This is a genomic window from Candidatus Glassbacteria bacterium (assembly GCA_019456185.1).
In the GTDB taxonomy this organism is placed as follows: domain Bacteria; phylum Gemmatimonadota; class Glassbacteria; order GWA2-58-10; family GWA2-58-10; genus JAJRTS01.
This window is the reverse complement of the sequence record VRUH01000042.1, coordinates 1-18,972: the sequence shown is the minus strand read 5'-3', so window position 1 is coordinate 18,972 and position 18,972 is coordinate 1. Positions and strand designations below refer to the sequence as shown.

21 protein-coding genes are annotated in these 18,972 nt (G+C 59.5%); 8 read left to right on the top strand and 13 right to left on the bottom strand.

Translation table 11 applies throughout. The annotated features are described in order from the left end of the window. Positions 1–60: 60 nt before the first annotated feature. The 3 genes from FVQ81_13545 to FVQ81_13535 form a co-directional block, all read right to left on the bottom strand. Positions 61–1,026 (bottom strand): C-terminal binding protein, encoded by a 966-nt coding sequence (locus tag FVQ81_13545; protein MBW7997573.1) that lies wholly within the window; start codon positions 1,024–1,026, stop codon positions 61–63. A 115-nt stretch (positions 1,027–1,141) separates the two neighbouring features. Further along, positions 1,142–2,389 (bottom strand): M48 family metallopeptidase, encoded by a 1,248-nt coding sequence (locus FVQ81_13540; protein ID MBW7997572.1) that lies wholly within the window; start codon positions 2,387–2,389, stop codon positions 1,142–1,144. Between the two features lie 10 nt (positions 2,390–2,399). Beyond that, positions 2,400–2,612: a hypothetical protein gene (locus FVQ81_13535; protein MBW7997571.1), complete on the bottom strand. Its 213-nt coding sequence runs from the start codon at positions 2,610–2,612 to the stop codon at positions 2,400–2,402. A gap of 98 nt (positions 2,613–2,710) precedes the next feature. Between FVQ81_13535 and FVQ81_13530 the strand changes: the two genes are divergently transcribed. Continuing rightward, complete coding sequence (locus FVQ81_13530) at positions 2,711–3,244, top strand: ACT domain-containing protein (GenBank protein ID MBW7997570.1); 534 nt, start codon at positions 2,711–2,713, stop codon at positions 3,242–3,244. A gap of 12 nt (positions 3,245–3,256) precedes the next feature. Continuing rightward, positions 3,257–3,463 carry a hypothetical protein gene (locus FVQ81_13525; GenBank protein ID MBW7997569.1) on the top strand — a complete coding sequence of 69 codons (207 nt, stop codon included), beginning with the start codon at positions 3,257–3,259 and terminating at the stop codon, positions 3,461–3,463. Positions 3,464–3,502: 39 nt separating this feature from the next. Here FVQ81_13525 and FVQ81_13520 read toward each other — a convergent pair whose 3' ends face one another. The 3 genes from FVQ81_13520 to FVQ81_13510 form a co-directional block, all read right to left on the bottom strand. After that, the gene (locus FVQ81_13520; GenBank protein ID MBW7997568.1) at positions 3,503–4,513 is read right to left on the bottom strand and encodes a DUF2971 domain-containing protein; all 1,011 of its coding nucleotides are present in this window, start codon (positions 4,511–4,513) and stop codon (positions 3,503–3,505) included. A 183-nt stretch (positions 4,514–4,696) separates the two neighbouring features. Beyond that, positions 4,697–5,584 carry a sugar phosphate isomerase/epimerase gene (locus tag FVQ81_13515; protein MBW7997567.1) on the bottom strand — a complete coding sequence of 296 codons (888 nt, stop codon included), beginning with the start codon at positions 5,582–5,584 and terminating at the stop codon, positions 4,697–4,699. A 61-nt stretch (positions 5,585–5,645) separates the two neighbouring features. Continuing rightward, positions 5,646–6,824: a Gfo/Idh/MocA family oxidoreductase gene (locus FVQ81_13510; GenBank protein MBW7997566.1), complete on the bottom strand. Its 1,179-nt coding sequence runs from the start codon at positions 6,822–6,824 to the stop codon at positions 5,646–5,648. Positions 6,825–6,901: 77 nt separating this feature from the next. On the opposite strand from FVQ81_13510, the gene FVQ81_13505 reads away from it, so the two are divergent. From FVQ81_13505 to FVQ81_13495, 3 genes are all read left to right on the top strand, one after another. Next, positions 6,902–8,506 (top strand): oxidoreductase, encoded by a 1,605-nt coding sequence (locus FVQ81_13505; protein MBW7997565.1) that lies wholly within the window; start codon positions 6,902–6,904, stop codon positions 8,504–8,506. A gap of 78 nt (positions 8,507–8,584) precedes the next feature. Continuing rightward, complete coding sequence (locus FVQ81_13500) at positions 8,585–9,625, top strand: glycosyltransferase (protein MBW7997564.1); 1,041 nt, start codon at positions 8,585–8,587, stop codon at positions 9,623–9,625. 330 nt (positions 9,626–9,955) lie between these two features. Further along, on the top strand, positions 9,956–10,249 hold the full coding sequence (locus FVQ81_13495) for a hypothetical protein (protein MBW7997563.1): 294 nt from the start codon (positions 9,956–9,958) through the stop codon (positions 10,247–10,249). A gap of 7 nt (positions 10,250–10,256) precedes the next feature. Here the strand turns inward: FVQ81_13495 and FVQ81_13490 are convergent, their stop codons facing one another. After that, positions 10,257–10,835, bottom strand: coding sequence for a class I SAM-dependent methyltransferase (locus FVQ81_13490; protein ID MBW7997562.1), 579 nt, complete (start codon positions 10,833–10,835; stop codon positions 10,257–10,259). Positions 10,836–10,970: 135 nt separating this feature from the next. Here FVQ81_13490 and FVQ81_13485 point away from each other — a divergent pair, with 135 nt between their 5' ends. Beyond that, on the top strand, positions 10,971–12,293 hold the full coding sequence (locus FVQ81_13485) for a GntP family permease (protein ID MBW7997561.1): 1,323 nt from the start codon (positions 10,971–10,973) through the stop codon (positions 12,291–12,293). A 74-nt stretch (positions 12,294–12,367) separates the two neighbouring features. Here FVQ81_13485 and FVQ81_13480 read toward each other — a convergent pair whose 3' ends face one another. Further along, a complete protein-coding gene (locus tag FVQ81_13480) occupies positions 12,368–12,766 on the bottom strand; it encodes a hypothetical protein (GenBank protein ID MBW7997560.1) in 399 nt (132 codons plus the stop codon). A 200-nt stretch (positions 12,767–12,966) separates the two neighbouring features. On the opposite strand from FVQ81_13480, the gene FVQ81_13475 reads away from it, so the two are divergent. Together FVQ81_13475 and FVQ81_13470 are read left to right on the top strand one after the other, a co-directional pair. After that, positions 12,967–13,545, top strand: coding sequence for a class IV adenylate cyclase (locus tag FVQ81_13475; protein ID MBW7997559.1), 579 nt, complete (start codon positions 12,967–12,969; stop codon positions 13,543–13,545). A 48-nt stretch (positions 13,546–13,593) separates the two neighbouring features. Continuing rightward, the gene (locus tag FVQ81_13470) at positions 13,594–13,821 is read left to right on the top strand and encodes a hypothetical protein (GenBank protein MBW7997558.1); all 228 of its coding nucleotides are present in this window, start codon (positions 13,594–13,596) and stop codon (positions 13,819–13,821) included. 226 nt (positions 13,822–14,047) lie between these two features. Here FVQ81_13470 and FVQ81_13465 read toward each other — a convergent pair whose 3' ends face one another. The 5 genes from FVQ81_13465 to FVQ81_13445 form a co-directional block, all read right to left on the bottom strand. Next, positions 14,048–15,286, bottom strand: coding sequence for a hypothetical protein (locus FVQ81_13465; GenBank protein ID MBW7997557.1), 1,239 nt, complete (start codon positions 15,284–15,286; stop codon positions 14,048–14,050). Between the two features lie 59 nt (positions 15,287–15,345). Further along, positions 15,346–15,663, bottom strand: a complete 318-nt coding sequence (locus FVQ81_13460; GenBank protein MBW7997556.1) for a hypothetical protein — start codon at positions 15,661–15,663, stop codon at positions 15,346–15,348. Then, the gene (locus tag FVQ81_13455) at positions 15,660–17,087 is read right to left on the bottom strand and encodes an FAD-binding protein (GenBank protein MBW7997555.1); all 1,428 of its coding nucleotides are present in this window, start codon (positions 17,085–17,087) and stop codon (positions 15,660–15,662) included. The genes FVQ81_13460 and FVQ81_13455 overlap by 4 nt, the downstream gene beginning before the upstream one ends. Positions 17,088–17,266: 179 nt before the next feature. After that, positions 17,267–18,250 carry an electron transfer flavoprotein subunit alpha/FixB family protein gene (locus FVQ81_13450; GenBank protein MBW7997554.1) on the bottom strand — a complete coding sequence of 328 codons (984 nt, stop codon included), beginning with the start codon at positions 18,248–18,250 and terminating at the stop codon, positions 17,267–17,269. 258 nt (positions 18,251–18,508) lie between these two features. After that, a partial coding sequence (locus tag FVQ81_13445) for an electron transfer flavoprotein beta subunit/FixA family protein (GenBank protein ID MBW7997553.1) occupies positions 18,509–18,972 on the bottom strand: 464 nt, incomplete at its 5' end.

The following is an 18,972-nucleotide window of genomic DNA, read 5'->3' as shown; positions in this document are numbered from 1 at the left end:
ATAAATAAGAGTTGATGTCAAGTTGGCAGCCTGCGGCGTGGCCTGCCGCGGGATTTGACATCAGCCCTTCAGAACGTCCGGATTGAGGCAGTAACTGACTTCCCTGCCCTCGATTACCTCCACCATGCTCATCGCCGCCTTGCGCTTGAGCTCCACAAACGAGTCGTCGGAGAAAAACGAGGTGTGGGGCGTAAGGATCACGTTTTTCAGCCCGACCAGCGGATTGCCGTGCTCCGGCGGTTCATTGGTCAGCACGTCCAGTCCGGCGGCGGCTACCTTGCCGCTTTTCGCGGCCTCGGCCAGCGCGGCCTCGTCCACCAGCCCGCCACGGCTGGTGTTGACCAGGTAGACGCCGTCTTTCATCCTGGACAGCGTTTCGGCGTTGATCATCTTCGTCGTCTCATCGGTCAGGGGGGCGTGAAGGCTGATAAAATCGCTGGCGCCCAGCAGGCTGTCCAAGTCGGTCAACTCCACGTCCAGGTCGGTTTCTTTGACATAGGGATCGAACGCCAGCACTTTGATGCCGAAGCCCAGCGCCTTGCGCGCGGTCATCCTGGCGATTGCGCCGAAGCCGATCAGGCCCAGGGTTCGTCCGGCGGTGCGGGGCACGCTGCCGGCGATCCGGAAGTCCCAGCCGCCCGCATCGACATCCACGTGCAGGGCGGTGACCCCACGGACGATATCCAGCAGCAGGGCCATTGCGTGCGTGCTGACCTCGTCCTGGCAGTAATCGGGCACGTTGCAGACAGCCACCCCGGCTGCGGTGGCGGCCGGTAGGTCCAGGTTATCGACCCCCACGCCGTAGCGGCTGAGCACTTTCAGCCCGCTCAGCGCGGCGATCGCATCTTTCTTGATCGGCGCGTACTGGCTTAAGATACCGGCCGCCCCGGCGCATTGTTCGATCACCTGGTCCTCGCGCCGGCAGTCCAGCAGTTCCCAATCCAGTCCGGCCTGCTCGAAAACTTCCTTCTCGGCTTCCACCGTGCCGTGGTCGCAGTCGGAGATAACAACCTTGGGCTTGCTCATCTAACTTACTCCTGTTTCTCATACCTGTTGTCGGGGATTTGTTGCACGGGCAGAGGATAAAGTTAAACAGATTGCCGATTTTTTTCAAGGACGCCGTGGCATGCCAGCACGCCTGTCAGCGGGAGATGGCCCAGTTTTCGGCCCGTTCGATCCGCTCTTCGGGCAGGGGGTGGCTCCCGTAGAACACGTGCAGCAGTTCCGGGCGCAGGAGGTCGGCCTTGGCGTGCTCGACCAGCCGTTTCTCCAGGCTGATAAACGCCTCGGGGTTCCCGGTCAGCTCCAGCGCGGCGGTGTCGGCCTGACGTTCGAACCGGCGGCTGATTGCGCTGATGGCCGGGGAAACCAGTGTCCCGCCCAGACTGAGCAGGAACGGCAGCAGGACAACCAGGGTCAGGCTGCCCGGCGCGCTCAGCCCGAAAAAGCTCCTGACCCCCGCCGAGTTCAACAGCCACCACAGCAGCCACAGCCCGACAGTTACGCCCGCCGCCTCCAGCAGGAACCCCTTGGTGATATGGTTGTGCCGCCAGTGCCCAAGCTCGTGGGCCACCACGCTGAGGATCTCATCGTGGCCGCATTCCCGCACCAGATTGTCATAGAGCACAACCCGGCGGCTGTTGCCCAGCCCAGTGAAATAGGCATTGAGGTACAGCGAGCGCCTGCTGGCGTCCATCACGTACACCTTGTCGACATTCAGCCCGGCCCCGGCGCCGAGGTCGCGGATATCCTCCTCCAGGCGGCTGTCCTCCAGCGGAGTGAACTTGTTGAACAGCGGATCGATAATCAAGGGAGTGATCCAGATCCCGAACGCGCTGAGCGCCAGGATCACCCCGGCCGCCGGCAGGGGCCACGAACCGGGCAGCGAGCGCACCAGCCACAGCACGGGCAGGGCGACCAGCGTGGCGATCAGCCAGTTGAGCGCCAGGGTCTTGAACCGGTCGGCGATCCAGGTGCCCGCGGTGATCGTGCTCAGGCCCATCTCGCGCTCGATCACGAATTCCCGGTAAGCTGAAAACGGAACATAGAGCAGGGTCTGGGCAACGAGCAGAATCAGTACGAACAGCGGTAGGGCGGCCCACCATCTCCCTCCCGCCACGCCCAGCAACCCGGTTTCAAGCCGCCCACCCAGACCGGCGAACAGCAGGAGGCCGTAGAACAGGTAGAATATCACCCGGTAGAACGGCATGAGTTTGTTGTGGCGTACTAGATGCTGCCTGCCGGTTTCGATCTGCCGCTCGCTGAAATGGCGCAGGATTTCCTGGCGCCGCGCCGGGCTGGTGTCGCCGCGCTGGCGCAGGACATAACTCGCGGCGTCCCAGGCGACAAAGGGCGCCAGCAGGAGGATGATCAGCAGCAGCTTGGGCACAAATGATTCCTTATCTGACGGAAAAGTAAAATGCGACAACTCCAACCAGCACTAACGCCAGCAACCCGACAATCTGCGCGGTGCGCACACAGGCGGGCTGGACCTGCTCCACACCACAGAGATCAGTTGCGAACTGCTCCAGCGGGACCGCCACTCCGGCGGAATCGGTAATTGTCACTGTCACGGTTATTGAACGGGAATGGCTGCCGCCAGGCCCATCCACTTGCATAAACTCCGGCCGGATGGATATCTTAACAATACAAGTATAATCCGGCGGACCGACAATGCCAACAGTGGACTGGAAAACCGAAAGAGGCAGTGATGAGCGAATACGTAGTGCTTTCCGGCGTGGGCCCCGACAAGCCGGGTATCGCCAGGGCGATAAGCGGGGCGGCGTTCAACGCCGGTTGCAGTATCGAGGACAGCAGGATGGCGGTGCTGGGCGGTGAATTCGCGATCCTGGTGCTGATCGAGGGCGAGGCGGCGGCGGTGTCCGGATTCTCCGCCAGCCTTCCCGAGCTGGAAAAAGAGACCGGGCTTTCGCTGAGTATCCGTCCCACCGCCGAGAAGACGGGCTACAAGGTCAAAGAGGGAATCCCTTATGAGTTGACCGTGGTCGGAATGGACCGCACGGGGATTGTGTTCCGGGTCACCGAACTGCTGGCGCGGTTCGGGGTCAATATCGATAACCTCGAAACCGAGGCCAGCAACGCGCCGGTCACCGGTACGCCGATGTTCCGGATGGTCCTGGATGCGGAAATCCCCGGCGAGGTACCGTTGAAAAAGCTGCGGGCCGAGCTGGCTGAGCTGTGCGATGAGTTGAACATGGATATCAGCCTGGAGGCGCGGAGCTGAAGACCCGGTAGAATGGCCGGGCTGTGGGCCGGTGCGCTGGGTTGCGGGGGAGAACCGTCCATCAAAACTGTCGGTGACCGGATCACCGGGTTCTGCTACGACCGCTGCCGCGGCGGGAGCGGGGTGCTGCTGCTGAAAGGCGAGGGCGGCCACCATCTGCAGGACAGCGTGGACGGTTTGTTTACGATGATCTGGGATTTCTGGGAGAGTGGGGGGTGATGATTCGAACGAAATCCAAAATTTTATATCGTATGTTATTTACGATCTAAGGCTGAATCCTGCCCCTGAAATTTCAACATTCCCTTCATCTAAATATATTTTGCTCTGAATCTCAGATTTACTTTTTACAAGCAATTTTAATTTTTCCTTTGTACTATCTTCCTCAAGCATTGGTCCAATTTTTATCTTTTTGAGGGGGAATACCATTTTATCGCCTGCATCTTCGTATAAAAAAGTATTTAGATATGGAGTAATGCTATTATTTACATTTCTAAAATTTAAGAGACCAAGACGAAAATCTGGTTCCATGAATTTAATTAATCTCCACTCCTTTTCCTCATGAAACACAGGGTTTTTTAGTGTTGTAACTATATCAATGAGTACGTTTATTGATTCCAGAGCGGCTATGTCTGCCCAAGCTTCAGGAATACAACCATGTTCATCAAACCACGCCAAAGCTTTCTTTGATCCATCCATTATATTTGAGATGTATTTTGATATTATGTCTTCTTGATGGCTGTACTCATATATTATTTTCCTCAATATGATATATGATGTATCGCCTATATCATTAACATTATGGGAATACTTTGTGTTGTCATTTATTGACAAGCCGAGATTAAATCCACCACCTCTAGACGCATAGATTCTCCATTGGCTCAATAAATTATCATTTTCACAGAAACATGCGATATAGACTTTGTGGTATGTATCAAAGTCATTCACATGCATTTCTATTCTTTTTAATAATTTTACAATATGATCATTACTTTCTTTTGCAATGTTTTCTTTCAATTTGCTATCTACCAATTTTTTACCATACTGCAATTCCTCTGGATCATTTAAAGTACTTATATCACTGCACCATATTGAACGGCTGTGTAGAATTCCTGTTAAGCCTTCTTGAGTGGTATAGTGAAATAAGTTCAGTTCTTCTTCTTCAGTATGTATTGGAAGCCAATATCTAAAAAAAGATTCTATAGCTTCTCTTATTTGAGGCGTACTGCGCACAGGATTAAATAAATAAACCGGTTTGGCTTTATAACTCATTACGCCACCTTATAATGGCCATAAATATGCCAATCATTAATAGCTTAGTATCTACCTTCCTCTATGGAAGTGATATTAAGGGGCATTTGCCTTTCTTTCTTTAGCGGGGCGGCATGAAGATTGCTTTCTGCGGGCAATCTTCATGCCGCCCCGCGCTGTTGACAGCGGTTTTCGCGCCCCTCTTCAGGCCGGAATGCTGAAATGCTTGCGCACGTAGTCGATATTGCGCCGCGTGTCGCCGATCATATTATCGCTGGGCAGGCTGGTCTCCAGCACGTACCATCCCTTGAAGCCCACCTTGTAGAGCAGCTCGGCCACCTCGGGCCACTTGAACCCCTGCTCGTTGGGACCGTCCATGTACTGGTCGCGGTTCTTGACATGCACCTGATGGATATGGTCCTTGAGCAGCGGGATGTCGGTGATCGGGTTGTGGCCGTAGTATGAGCAGTTCCAGGGGTCCATGTACACGCCGATATACTCGCTGCCGACCCCGTCGATAATCCGCAGGTGCTCCTCGGCGCTCATCGAGGTCTCCAGCGCCACCACCACCTGGTAGCGTTCGGCGGTCCGGGCGATCTCCTTGAACATGGCGATCATCCGGTTGAAATCGGTGTCGTCCTTGGGTGCGCGTTCGCGGAAGAAAGGGAGCAGGATGTCGTTGGTGCCGACATTGGCGGCCACCTCGATCGCGTCGTTGATCCGGATCGCTCCCACCGGCTCGCTTTTCATCGGGCTGCCCGGGCCGAGGTTGCCGATCGCCAGCGAGCAGATCTGCACGCCGTTATCCAGCGCGGCCTTGCGGTATTCGCCCTGGAGCTTGGCGTCGCGAAGGTGGAGGCCGTCGTCGGGGTAGAGCACGCTGATCTGGATCCCGTCCAACCCGATCTGGCGCGCCAGGTCCACTTTCTCCACCACGCCCCGTTCGCCCAGGTTCCAGTCGGTCATCCCGATCCGCAGGGGCCGGGGGTTGGGGCTGTTTTTACTCATCGAACCCTGGGCCATCAGTTTGCCCGCACAGGCGGCCGCGGCTGCGGCCGCTCCGGCGATAAAATCTCTTCTGTTTACCGGCATCGTTCCTCCAGGAGTAATTTAACAGGTCATCTGATACGAAAATGCTAGTGTGGTGAAAAGTTCAGTACCACAGCGGTTTTACCGGCGCTCCCTCGCGGAGAAGGTCGTCCCAGCTCACCACGCGCTGCTCGTAGATCGCCTTGCGGCCCAGCAGGGCGGTCAGCGCGGCGATTCGCCCGGTCTCGACATCGCAGAACGGTTTTTCGCCGGTGCGCGCGCAGCGGAAGAAATCGTCCACCGCTTCCTGGCCGAAATTGACGTCCGGTTCCTCGCATTTCTCGGGGTCCGGCGCGTTCTCGCCCCGCCAGATGATCGTGCTGGGGCCGGAGAGTTGAACGTCAACCGAGCCTTTTTCTCCGTACGCGTTGATTATCCGGCCTCCCATGTTGTTGGTGTAGGGTGCGTACTTGATCATGCTGAAGATGGCCTGCCTGCCGCCGGGGAAATCGAACGTCAGGCCGTAGCTGTCGAGCACGCTGGCCCCGGCCGGCTCGTGGATGATATTCTGCCCGCCCAGCCCGGCGGCGCGCAGCGGATGGTCGTTCATGACCCAGTTGATCAGGTCGAGTTCGTGGACCGACTGCTCCACGATCTGGTCGCCGCTCTGCTCGATAGACCACAGCCATTTCATCGCCCCCCGGCTCCCCGGCCCGTCCCAGTCGGCGTAGCGCTGGCCGCGCAGGAAGCCGATCTTGCCCAGCAGCCCGCCGTGGATCCTGGGCATAAGCTTGTGGAACCCCCGGTGGTAGCGTAGCTGCTGGCCCACCTGCAGTACGCCTTTCGCCCGGTTCGCCGCCTCAACCACCGCCTCGATCTCCTCGACTGTCAGCGCCAGCGGCTTCTCGGCGTAGCAGCTGTGCCCGCTGTCCATCACATCGACAATCATGTGCTTGTGCAGGTAAGGCGGAGTGGCCACGAACACCGCGTCGAGGTCTTTCTGCTCCAGCAGGTTTTTGTAGTAGCTGTAGGTTTTCGGCTTGTGGGCGGAGGCTGTCTCCGCCGCCTGGGCGAGCGCAGCGGGGTCGATATCGCAGAGCGCGGCGATCTTGACACCCGGCGATTTCAGCGCGTGGTTTAGCAGGGTCCGGCCCCTGTTGCCGGTGCCGATAAACCCGGCGCGGACCTCATCGCCGGAGGCGGCTCCCAGAGTGCCTGCAAGACCCAGCACTGCCGGGGCGGAGATCGAAACTGCGCTGTTGCGGATGAACTTTCGGCGGTTGATCGAATCTGCTGGGCTCATTTTGCCTGCCTCCGGGGAAGCTGAGAGGGATAGGGGCCTGGCCGGCTGAATATCGGGGAACCGGCGGATCGTGCCGGATGTCTGGATCAACTTTACTAGTGCCGCCGGGAGGTGTCAAGATTCAACGGGCCGCGTTGCCGTCCTTGATATCGGTTCCAGCCCGACTTATTTTGAGATCGCTCGAAATTCCCGCTATCATAAATCTGGAAAATTTCCTGATCCTGCACCTCATTTTTCCCGGGAGTGTAACGATGACGATTCTTATTGCCGGATTCAGAGTGCTGACACTGCTGGCCCTGGTGATCGTAATCGCCGCCGCGTGTTCACGGCCGCAGCAGGCTCAGCAGCAGGGTGGATCCTCCGCCAAGTCCGGCGACAGCGAGCACCATTTCGTCGTGCTCGACCCCGGGCATTTCCATGCGGCGCTGGTATTCAAGCCGTCGGGTTACGAGGGCGTCTCCGACCTGGTTGGAATCTACGCCCCGGTCGGCGAGGATTTTGTCGATCACATGGGCCGGGTCGAGCCGTTCAACTCCCGCGAGCGGGACCCGGCATCGTGGCGCTACCAGATCTTCCTGGGGCCTGACTATCAGGAAGCGATGCTCGAGGAGAGGTTCGGTGATATCGCGATCCTTTCGGGGCGCAACCAGCCCAAAATCGACCGGATCCTGAGTTGTATCGAGGGCGGAATCAACGTCCTGGCCGACAAGCCGTGGGTGATCGAGAAAGCCAGGCTGCCCGTGCTGGAACAGGTGATCGCCGCGGCCAGGGCCAAGGGCACAATCGCCTACGACATCATGACCGGCCGTCACGATATCAGCACCCACATCCAGGGCGAGATTATCCAAGACGAGGCGGTGTTCGGCAAGCTGACCGAGGGTACGCCCGACAATCCGGCGGTGGTCAAGGAGAGCGTGCATCACCTCTACAAGCTGGTGGCCGGACGGCCCAACAAGCGCCCCTGGTGGTTCTTCGACACCTCCGTGCAGGGCGAGGGCCTGGTGGACGTGACCACCCACCTGGTGGACATGATATTCTGGGTGCTTTATCCGGGCCAGGCTATCGACGTCGAGCGGGATATCGAGATGAGTTCCGCCAGCCACTGGACCACCGTGCTCAACGCGGCCCAGTTCGCCCAAATAACCGGCAAGGAGCAGTTCCCCGCCCAGTTCGAACTCAACGGCAGGGGCGAACTGGAGTATTACTGCAACGGCCGGATGAATTTCGCTGTCAAGGGAGTCAACTGCGCGGTCCAGGTTGTCTGGAACTACCAGGCCCCCGAGGGCACCGGCGACACCCATTACTCGGTGGTCAAAGGCACCAGGGCCCACGTGCTGTTCCTGCAGGGCAAGGAACAGAATTATCATCCGGAACTGTATGTCCAGGCGGTGCCCGGAGCTGACAGAACCGCCGTGGGCGATGCGCTCGAAGCGCTGATGGGCAGGCTGTCCGCCACTCATTACCCGGGCATTAAGGCTGTTGCGGAGGGTGATGGCCGCTGGCATCTAGTTGTGCCGGAGGATGTTCTGGTTCAGCATGAGTCCCAGTTCGACAAGGTCACCCAGGATTTCCTGGCCTATCTCGATGGGAAACAGGCGCTGCCCGACTGGGAATACGCCAACCTCTACACAAAATACTGGGTCACGACCAGCGCGCTGGAACTGGCTCGTCGGGCCGAGTGACTTTTCCCGTTTAACCTCGAAGTTCAGGGCGCTTCCACTTGTCCGGGAGCGCCCGTTCCATATTCACGGACACAGCCGATGGAACCCGAGGTCAGCTACCTGATGCCCGCCTGTAACGCCGCCGGTACGATCGATCGCGCGGTCCGTTCCCTGCTGGCCCAGAGGAATTGCCCGTCGCTGGAGGTGGTGGTTGTGGATGACGGCAGCACGGACGGGACCCGCGAGCTGGTAACCTCCCTGGCCGCCGGCGACAGCCGGGTGCGCTGTGTTGCGGAACCTCATCGCGGGCAGGTGGCGGCGGCCGTGATCGGGCAGGAGCTGTGCCGGGGGAAATATATCGCCAGGCTGGACGCCGACGATATTGCCCACCCGGACCGTACGGCGTTGCAAGTGGCTATGCTGGAAAACGATCCTTTGCTGGGTGTGGTGGGCTGCCGCGTGCGCTATTTTCCCAGGCGTGAGATTCAGCCGGGCCTGCTGTTCTACGAGAACTGGCTGAACTCACTGGTTGTGGAAGACGACAAGCAAACGCGGCAAAACATCCTGCGGGAACTGTTCGTGGAATGTCCGCTGGCTAATCCCTCGCTGATGATGCGCGCCTGTGCTTTTCGCGAGATCGGCGGCTACCGCGATTTCGACGGTATGCCTGAGGACTACGACCTCCTGTTCCGGTTCGCCGCCAGCCGCTGGGATATCTCCGCCGTTCCGGAGGTGCTCCACTACTGGCGGAACAGCGTAACCCGTGCCTCGCGCGTCCAGGACCGCTACAGCGCGGAATCTTTCCAGCGGCTCAAATTCCACTACCTGCTTAAGCTTCGCCTGGAAAGCGGCCGCCGTCCGGTCTCGATCTGCGGAGCGGGTCCGGTGGGCAAAAGCTGGCTCAAGCTTTTGCAAAAAACCGGAGTGGAAATCCGCTGCCTGGTAGAGGTTAACCCACGTAAGATAGGCAAGACGATCCACGGGGTGCCGGTTGTGGATACGGCCCGACTGGCCGGAAACAGGGAACGCGCCGGACTGATACTTGGCGCCGTGGGCCAGAAAGGCGCCCGGGGAAGCGTGCGCGCACAGCTCGACCCGCTGGGGTTTGTGGAGGGGCGGGACTATATTTTTATCGCCTGAATATTTTCAGCATTGACAGCCGTTGCGGGCGGGTTAATATATTTTCATCCGTTGCGGCGGTGCTGCCGGGCTGAAGACGATTAAATCGGAGAATCGGGATGAAAGTGGTTTTTTTCGGAGATTCGATCTGCGTGGGGCAATACGTTTCGCCCCAGGCCGAACAGTATTTCAATTTAGAAGCTGTTTCATAACCTTAAAACGGGACAACCCACGCCTGCTTCGCAGGCACCCCCTTTGGTAAGGGGAAATTGTCCGGTTTCAGGTTTTTTCGTATGTTGGCTGGGGTTATACGGTTTTAGTCCCCCTTAGAAAAGGGGGAAACAGGGGGTTGTGTTTTTAAGGGTTACCCGCCAACGGGCGAAAGTTAAAATAATACCCAGTTATGAAACAGCTTCTAGTATCGGGGAAGTCTTTCGACGCTGGATTGCCAACATCATCGACAGGTTTCATCTGGGGTCGTTCGACTACCTGACGCGGGTGGTTTATCCGCACGTGGTGGGATCGGACAAGGTGAAGCACAATTCACCCATGGCCGCGAAGATGACCGAGCTGGCGCGGGTTTTAAACCCCGACGGCCTCGAAGAATATTCCCGCCTGCGAGGATTCCCGCCGGAGCGCAGATAAAGCTCAATCACTTCTTTTTTGTGAGCAATGCCTTACGTTCGAACCTGTTTTCAGTGTGTTTGACCACATCCAGGCCTGTCTCGCCGGCCAGTTCCAATTCTCGCTGAAATTCTTCGTGGCTGAGGTGGAACGACGGCTCCAGCAGTAACAATTTCCCGCCGGGATTCATCAGCCCATGCACACGCCGGAAAAACCGCTGAATATCCGGCACCTCGTGAACCGAATTGGCAGCCAATACGAAATCGAAATTGTAATCCAGCGGCAGTTCGCCCATGTCGCAGGAGACAGTCTCTATTCTCTGTTCCAGCCCCATGCGGAGCGCCTTGCGAGTGAGCACAGCCAGGTTTTTCTCTTCGAGGTCGACAGCCACGACCAGTCCCTCCTGTCCGGCCATTCCGGCAAGGGCAAGGGTAAACACACCCATCCCGCAGCCAGCATCGAGTACGGTCATGCCCGGTTTCACAAAATCGCCGAATAGTTTTTTCGGCGGCTGCATCATTCTGCGCAACGGGCTGCCGATCAGGTAGTTCATCCACCAGGGGCAGCAATGTTCCGCCATCGCTCCACTCCTTGATAAGTATCTCATAATGTATTTTATACTGGCTGCGCATTCAAGTTAGAATTGGATGGATCGCGCGATTGACACACATTCGCTGCGGCGGCTATATTGGCCCATGCCTCGCACTCAATGCGCACCCATTTCACGCGGAGAATCGCCAAGATGAGTGGACCCGGACTCCTGCTCGTGCTCGTCCTGCTGGTTGTGATCATCATGCTCGCCACCGGCCGCTGGAGGGCCGATGCTTTCCTGCTGCTGATCGCCTGCGCGTTCGTGTTCGGGATCAGCGCCGGGATGGGGATCGGGGAGACCCTGGGCGCGATCAACAAGGGGTTCGGCGGCACGCTGGGAGGAGTGGGTCTGGTGATCATTTTCGGGGCGGTGATCGGCGCGTTTCTGGAGCGAACGGGCGCCAGCGGGTCGATTGCCTCGGCGATGCTGAGGCTGGTGGGGAAAAAACGCACTCCGCTGGCGATGAGCCTGACCGGCTTCGTGGTCAGCATCCCGGTTTTCTGCGACTCCGGCTTTATCGTGCTCGTGCCCCTGGTCAAAGCCCTGGCGCGCAAGGCGGCGGCCGGGAGGCTGACCCTGGCTGTAGCGCTGGCCACCGGTCTCTACGCGGCCCACTGCCTGGTGCCGCCCACGCCCGGCCCGATCGCCGCGGCGGTGACCGTGGGCGCGGATATCGGACGGGTGATCGTGCTCGGGCTGCCGATTGCGCTGGTACTGGCGATTGTGGGCAACCTGTGGGCGGGACGGTTTTCAGGGGAGTTGCTGCCCGATGAGCAGCTTGACCAGGCGCAGCCGCAGGAGATGGAGCCGGCAAAAATGCCGGGGATCGGCCGCTCGGTAATGCCGATCGCGGTTCCGCTGATGCTGATTACGCTCGGTTCGCTGTTCGGGCAGGGCGAAAGCGCGGCCGCGGCGCTGATCAAGGGGATCGGCCATCCGGTGTTCGCCCTGGGAGCCGGCCTGACCCTGGCATTTGCCCTGCCGGGCGGACAAGGCGAGCGCGGCTCGTGGATTGCAGCCGGGATCAAATCCTGCGCGATCGTGCTGGCGGTCACGGCCGCCGGCGGCGCGTTCGGCAACGTGATCCGCCTCAGCAGTCTCGGCGGGTACATCCAGGAGGTGCTTGGAGGCTGGCAGCAGGCTGGCGTACTGGTGCCGTTCGTCCTCTCGGCGGCGCTCAAGAGCGCCCAGGGCAGCAGTACGGTGGCGATGATCACCTCGGCGGCGATAGTCGCCCCGCTGCTCGATACGCTGGGGCTGGGCGCCGGAGAGTGGGGACCCGCGCTGGCGGTGGTGGCAATCGGCTGCGGCTCGATGACGGTCAGCCACGCCAACGACAGCTATTTCTGGGTGGTTTCGCAGATGGCCGGAATCCCGGTGCCGACAGCCTACCGTACATATACGACAGCCACGGGCCTGATGGGGTTCACAGGCGCGGTGCTGACACTGCTGGTTTCGCTGGTGCTGTTGTGATAACGCGGACCGGCCGGTAGCAGATCAACGGTTGCGGTCGGTAAGGATGGGGATCGAAGAAACTGCGGCCCGGCTCAGTTGTAGGCGGCCGCCGATTTGGAGGGCAGCTTGTTGGCGTAGAGGTAGATCAGCCGCTCGAACTTGCCGATATTGTCCATCAGCCTGCCGCTTCTGCCTCCGGTGGGGTCGCGGAAAAACTGCTGGTACATCTTAACCAGGTTGCCCACCACGTTGCGGAACTCGGTGAACGACAGCCGCAGCCTGCTTTCGCAATGCTGAACGCAGGCCAGATAGCGCAGGTAGTTGGGATCGTAGTCGCCCTGTTCCGCCGCGGTGCGGATCATGCTCAGGTGCATGCCCAGGAAGATCCGGTAGCAGTCCTCGGGGGTCGAGAAGCGCGGGCGGTCGTCGGGGAACTCCCAGCGCTCCAGGTGCTTGACCGATATGCCGCTGAAATAGATCATCGTCTCCACTCAGTCCGTCTCGGTTTATTAATGACACGGGTCAATAATAACGACGCAAAGCGATAAGGCAAGAAAAAAAACCGGTTATTCCACGTTTGTGTTTGAATATTATACGGTTAGGAATCTACGGACCGGGTTGACAGGTGTAATCGCGGCGGCTAAGATTTAGGTGTGGAGCCTGATATCATTTTAATGGTGGAAACGCTGAAATGCCCGCGACCAGCGAAATTGAGCTGAAATTCCCCCTGGATTCGGCGGACGAGGTCCGCGCCGGGCTGGTACGCCTCGGATTTACCTCCGCGGGCGAGGTGTTCGAAGCCAACATCGTGTTCGATACGCCCGGCGGTGAGCTGCGCGGCAGACACTGTCTCCTGCGCTTGCGGCGGGACCGCAAGGTCAAGCTCACCTGGAAAGAGCCCCACGAGGACATGGAGCTTGCCGGACGCTACAAGGCCAAGCGGGAAAGCGAGCTGGAGCTGTCGGACCTGGAGACCATGCGCCATATCCTGCACAGGATGGGTTTCACCAGCGAGTGGGTCTACGAGAAATACCGGGAGCATTTCACCCGTCCCGATGGCGCGGTGGCCGAGCTGGACCGTCTGCCGCATATCGGCAGGTTTCTGGAGCTGGAAGCCGGGCCGGAGGCGATGGAAGAAGTGGCCGCCGCGCTGGGGCTGGATACCGCCGAGGGGATAAAGGTCAGCTACATGGTCGTGTTTCAACAGTGGTGTGAGCAGCACGGCAGCCGGTTGAGCGACATGCGGTTCGAGGACGAGAGCGGCGGGTAAGGTAGTAAATCAAAGCTGAAGTTGAAATACAGGACCGGGAGGCAAGCGATGGGATTCACGATCATGAAACTGGTGCTGATCGCTGTCGCGGTGGTGTTCTATATATTTGTCTACAAGGCGCTGAGTTCCAACCGCAGGAGCAGCCGCGCGGCCAATTTCAGCGTGGGCGGACGCAAGCGGCGGGAGAAGGACGTTTCCGAGATGAACCGCGAGGAGCGCCTCCGCAAGCACCGGGTCAGCCTGCGCGGCGGCGCGATATTTAAGCGGCGGCATTGATTTGGATTTTATCTAAGAGGTGGCGCATGCGTCGCCCCTGCGCCAAAAAATCCCCTCTATCAAGCGAGGTGTCCCGGCTTGCCGGGGCGGGGTGTGTGTTGGCGGGCGCACACGCGGGTGCGCCCATGGGGAGTGACTCCCATAAAAAAACCTGCCTCACGGCTTTCCGCATGGCAGGCCTGTCATATAAAAGTTGTCTCTGAATGCCTGAAGCTAAGCTCGGCACTTAGCCTTTCATGATGTCCATCAGCAGCGCGAGCACATCGGCCACGTTACAGACCCCGTCGCGGTTGTAGTCCGCGCTGATATCGGGATATTCCTCCATGCAGAGGCGGATCAGCCGGATCACGTCAAGAATCCCCGCCTGCCCATCGCCGTCGTAGTCACCCCCGGGCTGCTGCCCGGTCGCGATCGGCCCGATATACTCGGTGGCCAGCACCACGTTGTCGAAATAGACCCGCGCGATATTGTCATTGTAGGGGATGTCCGGATCGTTGGGGTTGTAGTCGTTCCCGAAAACGGAAGCCAGATAGTACTCCAGCCAGAAGTTGTTTATCTTGACCTTGCCGTCCGTGCGCCAGCGATAACCCTCGAACGGCTGGGGATCGGTATTGTAAATTCCGCTGCGCCTGAACCTGTCCGTGAACCAGGTCCCTTCTATTGTGCCGGGGCCGTAGCGCTCGATAAGCTTTCCATCGATCCAGAACGTCTGCTCGCCGTCGCGCTGCTCCGGGTCGTTGAGCTTGATCATGATCTCCACGCACTGCCACTCGTCGCGCTTGGCCTGCAGCGGCTCCACCGGGCCGAACAGGTTGCCGTAGTACGGGCTGGGCCGCTGTCCGTCGGGAACCCCCTCCGGAGTCTGCCAACTGTGCATCTCGCACCAATAGGAATAGAACGACCATGCCCCCGGAGGGTCGGTCACATCACGGCCGATCAGGTCTATGAAGGTCAAAAAACTTGATATGCCATCGGGCCGGGAGCCGGCTCCCGGCGCTGGCCATGGAGGAGAGTTGAACTTGCCGCCCAGGGCGACAAAATGGTGCACGTAGGGCGCGTCCGGGGCAAACTTGACGTAGAACCGGGCGTAGAGCTGCTCGTAGCCCTCATCGAGCAGTTTCCAGAGGTGCCCGCCCTCGTTCTGGCCTTTGGTTCCTGTCATCCTCAGGCAGTACTTACCTGCACTCGGAGCGGTCGTGTCCCTGACTATGTAAAGAACCGAATTATTACTGTTGCTAACTTCGGTCCAGCGCTGGCTAAGGTCACTAACCGAAATCGACTCGAAATTTTCCGTGAACACAACCGATGAATCGTCCTCGATCCCGACATCGCCAGGGTAGCGGGCGGCGAGACCCAGCGTACCGGCCAGGGCGGTCCGCCCCTCGCTGTCGTTGCCCCGGGTGATGGCAATCCCGGCCAGCAATAGAATTGCCGCTAGGCACGATATAACGACTGTCGTTTTCATTTTTGCTCCCGGCTGAGAGCCGTCGAATGTTTTCTCAACTGCCTTTAAAACAATCAAGCTCAACCGTACTGGAACGTAACTCCGAACCCGCCCTGGGGGTTGTCCCATTTTACGTAGGGCCGGCAGGCCACCTGGCAGGCGCCGCACTCCAGGCAGTTCTCGTAGTTGACAATGCAGTCGCCTGTTTCCGGATGCTCTTCATACACTCCGGCCGGGCAGAGAAAAATAATCGGCCGGTTGGGGCACTTGTGGAACCCCTCCTGGTCCACCTCGATATGGCTGTCCTTGTCGATCTTGCGCTTGACCAGCCCCAGCTTGTCGTCCAGCGACAGCACGGGGGTGGGGTCGAGCATGCTGCGTTTGGTCTCTTCGCTCATACCATCGCCTTCCTTGCGGCCCACAGATCCCGCAGGAACGGGATCATCTTGATCCGCTGACGGAATTTTTTGATCACGTCCTTGCGCACCTGAGTCTTGGGCGTCTCGCTGACCGTAAAATAGTCCATCATCAGCTCGATAAAGATGTCGGGGTACTCGTTGAGGAACTGCTTGTGGTGCTTGAGGAAATGCACCACGTGCCTGAAATGATACATGTCTTTCAAAACGAACGAGTCCTCGAGTTTGTTGCGGTAGGCTTGCAGGGTGGCCTTGCCGAAATCGCCTTTCTCTCTGGCCGCGATCACGGTCTCGCCGGCGAACACCCCGCTGGCCATCGCCAGGTTGGTTACCTCGTGGTAGATACTGGCGTTGACCAGCCCGGCCGAATCGCCCACCAGGATCAGCCCGTCGCCAACCATCTCCGGCAGCTCGTCGTAGGTGTCCTCGGTGATCATGTGGGTGCTGTACTCCAGCACCTCGCCGCCGCGCACCAGCGCACGCACCCGCGGGTGGGCCTTGAACCTCTCCAGCAGGTCGTTGGGCGAGATTTTCTGGCTGATGACGTCCTCGATCGTGCAGCCCACGCCCACGGATATACTGTCCTTGTTGGTGTAGATAAAGCCGCTGCCGATCATGCCCAGCACCGCGTCGCCGAAAAACTCGTAGGCCGTGCCCTGGTCGTCCTCCAGGTGGAAGCGGTCGGCCACCACCTCGCGGCCCAGCTCGATTATTTCCTTGACCGCCACCACGCGGTTGGCCGCGGTCATCTGCTTGCGCAGACCGCTTTTTTCGGCCAGCATGCTGTTGGCGCCCTCGGCGACTATCACGCAGTCGGCCAGCAGCTCGTCGTGCTCTCCGCCCTCGCCCCTGGCCAGGATCCCCTTGACCTGGCCGTTCTCATCCCGCACGAAATCGTCGACAACCACCTCGGGGTAAATCTCCGCCCCGGCGGCCTCGGCCTGCTCGGAGAACCAGCGGTCGAACTTGCTGCGCAAGACCACGAAGCTGTTGTTGAACGGCGGCTGTTCGAACCGCTGGCTGGAGAAGTCGAGCGCCAGTTCGCTCTCGGCGTTGAGGAAGCTGAACCGGCGGCTGGTGACATGGCGCTCCACCGGGGCCTCTTTCCAGAACTCCGGAACCAGCTTGTTGAGTACGGTGGTGAACAGGATGCCGCCGAACAGGTTCTTGCTCCCCGGAAACTCGCCGCGTTCGAGCACGACCACTTCCAGCCCGGCGCGGGCCATCGTGATCGCGGCGGCTATCCCCGAGGGACCGGCCCCGACGACAATACAGTCGAATTTTTCCTCGGACAAATTTACCTCCTGCCTGATATCGCTGGTGCTTCGGTTGCTTGTGAATTTTATCTGGCCGGATGTCCCGGAAGTAAATATCCAAAATTGATGGTCAGATAATGGCCTGATCAGCCAGTACTAAATCCCCCCCCTGGCCCCCCTTTGGTAAAGGGGGGGAAGCAAGTCCCCCTTAATAAAGGGGGTGCCCGCTGGAAGCGGGCGGGGGTTGTTTTCTCCCTTTGAAAAAGGGGATCGAGGAGGATTTAAATACGCTTTACCCTGTACATTATTCGCAAGGACACAACGCCGGCTCAGGATTGCTTGCTCAGTTCCTCGTTCAGCGCGGGCAGCACCTCGAACACGTCGCCTACGATCCCGTAGTTGGCCACCTTGAATATCGGCGCATCGGCGTCCTTGTTGATCGCCACGATCACTTTGGCGCCCAGCATCCCGGCCAGGTGCTGCACCGCGCCGCTGATCCCGCAGGCCACGTACAGCGAGGGACTGACAAACTTGCCGGTCTGGCCCACCTGGTCGCCGTGGGTCCGCCAGCCGGCATCCACCGCGGCTCGGCTCGCGCCGATTCCGGCGCCCAGGGAGGCGGCCAACTGCTCGAGCAGCTTGAAATTCTCGCCTTCCTGCATCCCGCGGCCGCCGGAGATAACCACGTCGGCCTCGGATACATCGGGACGTTCGCCGGAGGTGTGCTCGACGCCGGTGATCTTCAGCCTGAGCTCGGCCTCGCCCAGCTCGACAGCCAGCTTCTCCACCGCCGCGGAGCGGGAGTTCTCGGCGGGCAGGGTCTCGAACACGTTGGTGCGGATGCAGAGGATCGCCGGCGCTGCGGCGAAACTGACAGTTACCTGAACCTTGCCGCCGCAGGCCGGGCGGGTGGCGGTCAGCTTGCCGCCTTCACAGGAGGCGTCGATACAGTCCGACGCAGCCGGGGCGTCCAGCCTGGCCGATACGCGGGGAACGAGGTCCTTGCCCAGGGCGCTGGCGGGGATTATCACCGCGTCCGCCGAGACCGCGCCCGCCGCCGCGGCCACCGCCGCCGCATGCCCGCCGGGGCAATAGTTGGCAAAATCGGGGTTTTCGGCCACGAGGATTCTATCCGCGCCCGCCGCGGCCAGCTCCTGCGGCAAACCGCCGGCCGAATCGACCGCCAGCACGGCTGAGACCTCGCCGCCGCCGGCCTGCTCAACGAGTTGACGGGCCAGCCCCAGGCCCTCGCGGCCCGATTTCTTCAGCTCGCCATCCCGGACTTCGACGGCTACCAGGACGTTGATCGCCATCAGTTGATCTCCTTAGGGTTTATTCAGTTGTTTCACTATTGGCCAAGTTGGGAATTATTTCAGTGCGCCGGTTTTTCAACCGACAAAGTACAGAACTCAGCAGTCGCTAGTCAGGAGACAGAATAAAAGCGTTTGACCGCGGACTTTCCTGAAAAAAACTTACTACTCCATTGCAAACTCAGTCGCTGATCTTTTGTTGCGGGAGTCTCAGCACCCCGAGGTTTTTCTCCTGACTCCCGTCTGCCGACTTCTGCTTTTTCAAAGGACTTTTGCTTCTTCCTTGAGCAGCCTCACCAGCTCCGGCACGGCGGCTGCCCCCTCGCCCACGATCCGTCCCCGTTCGCGCTGAGGCGGGTAGCTGATATTCTCGACCTGAAGCCGGGGTTCGTCCAGAGTGACCGCGCGCTCCTCGATCGGTTTCTTCTTGGCCGCCATCCTGCCCTTGAGCGACGGGTAGCGGGGTTCGTTGAGTCCCTTCTGCGCGGTGAACACGGCCGGCAGCGGGGTCTCGAAACTCTCGGTGCCGCCCTCGATCTCGCGTTTGCCGCCGGCGGCCGCTCCGCCGATCTCCAGGCGGCTTACCTCGCTGATACCCGGAATTCCCAGCAGCTCGGCCACGATCAGGCCCACCTGGCCGTGCTCGTTACCCACCGCCTGCTTGCCGAAAAAGAGCACGTCCACACCGCAGCCCTCGATTGCCCCGGCCAGAGCCTTGGCCACCT

Coding starts and splice junctions, on each gene's coding strand:
- FVQ81_13545 (MBW7997573.1), bottom strand. CDS start 1,026: ATGAGCAAGCCCAAGGTTGTTATCTCCGACTGCGACCACGGCACGGTG.
- FVQ81_13530 (MBW7997570.1), top strand. CDS start 2,711: ATGAGCGAATACGTAGTGCTTTCCGGCGTGGGCCCCGACAAGCCGGGT.
- FVQ81_13525 (MBW7997569.1), top strand. CDS start 3,257: ATGGCCGGGCTGTGGGCCGGTGCGCTGGGTTGCGGGGGAGAACCGTCC.
- FVQ81_13520 (MBW7997568.1), bottom strand. CDS start 4,513: ATGAGTTATAAAGCCAAACCGGTTTATTTATTTAATCCTGTGCGCAGT.
- FVQ81_13515 (MBW7997567.1), bottom strand. CDS start 5,584: ATGCCGGTAAACAGAAGAGATTTTATCGCCGGAGCGGCCGCAGCCGCG.
- FVQ81_13510 (MBW7997566.1), bottom strand. CDS start 6,824: ATGAGCCCAGCAGATTCGATCAACCGCCGAAAGTTCATCCGCAACAGC.
- FVQ81_13505 (MBW7997565.1), top strand. CDS start 6,902: ATGTCTGGATCAACTTTACTAGTGCCGCCGGGAGGTGTCAAGATTCAA.
- FVQ81_13500 (MBW7997564.1), top strand. CDS start 8,585: ATGGAACCCGAGGTCAGCTACCTGATGCCCGCCTGTAACGCCGCCGGT.
- FVQ81_13490 (MBW7997562.1), bottom strand. CDS start 10,835: ATGAGATACTTATCAAGGAGTGGAGCGATGGCGGAACATTGCTGCCCC.
- FVQ81_13485 (MBW7997561.1), top strand. CDS start 10,971: ATGAGTGGACCCGGACTCCTGCTCGTGCTCGTCCTGCTGGTTGTGATC.
- FVQ81_13475 (MBW7997559.1), top strand. CDS start 12,967: ATGCCCGCGACCAGCGAAATTGAGCTGAAATTCCCCCTGGATTCGGCG.
- FVQ81_13470 (MBW7997558.1), top strand. CDS start 13,594: ATGGGATTCACGATCATGAAACTGGTGCTGATCGCTGTCGCGGTGGTG.
- FVQ81_13465 (MBW7997557.1), bottom strand. CDS start 15,286: ATGAAAACGACAGTCGTTATATCGTGCCTAGCGGCAATTCTATTGCTG.
- FVQ81_13460 (MBW7997556.1), bottom strand. CDS start 15,663: ATGAGCGAAGAGACCAAACGCAGCATGCTCGACCCCACCCCCGTGCTG.
- FVQ81_13450 (MBW7997554.1), bottom strand. CDS start 18,250: ATGGCGATCAACGTCCTGGTAGCCGTCGAAGTCCGGGATGGCGAGCTG.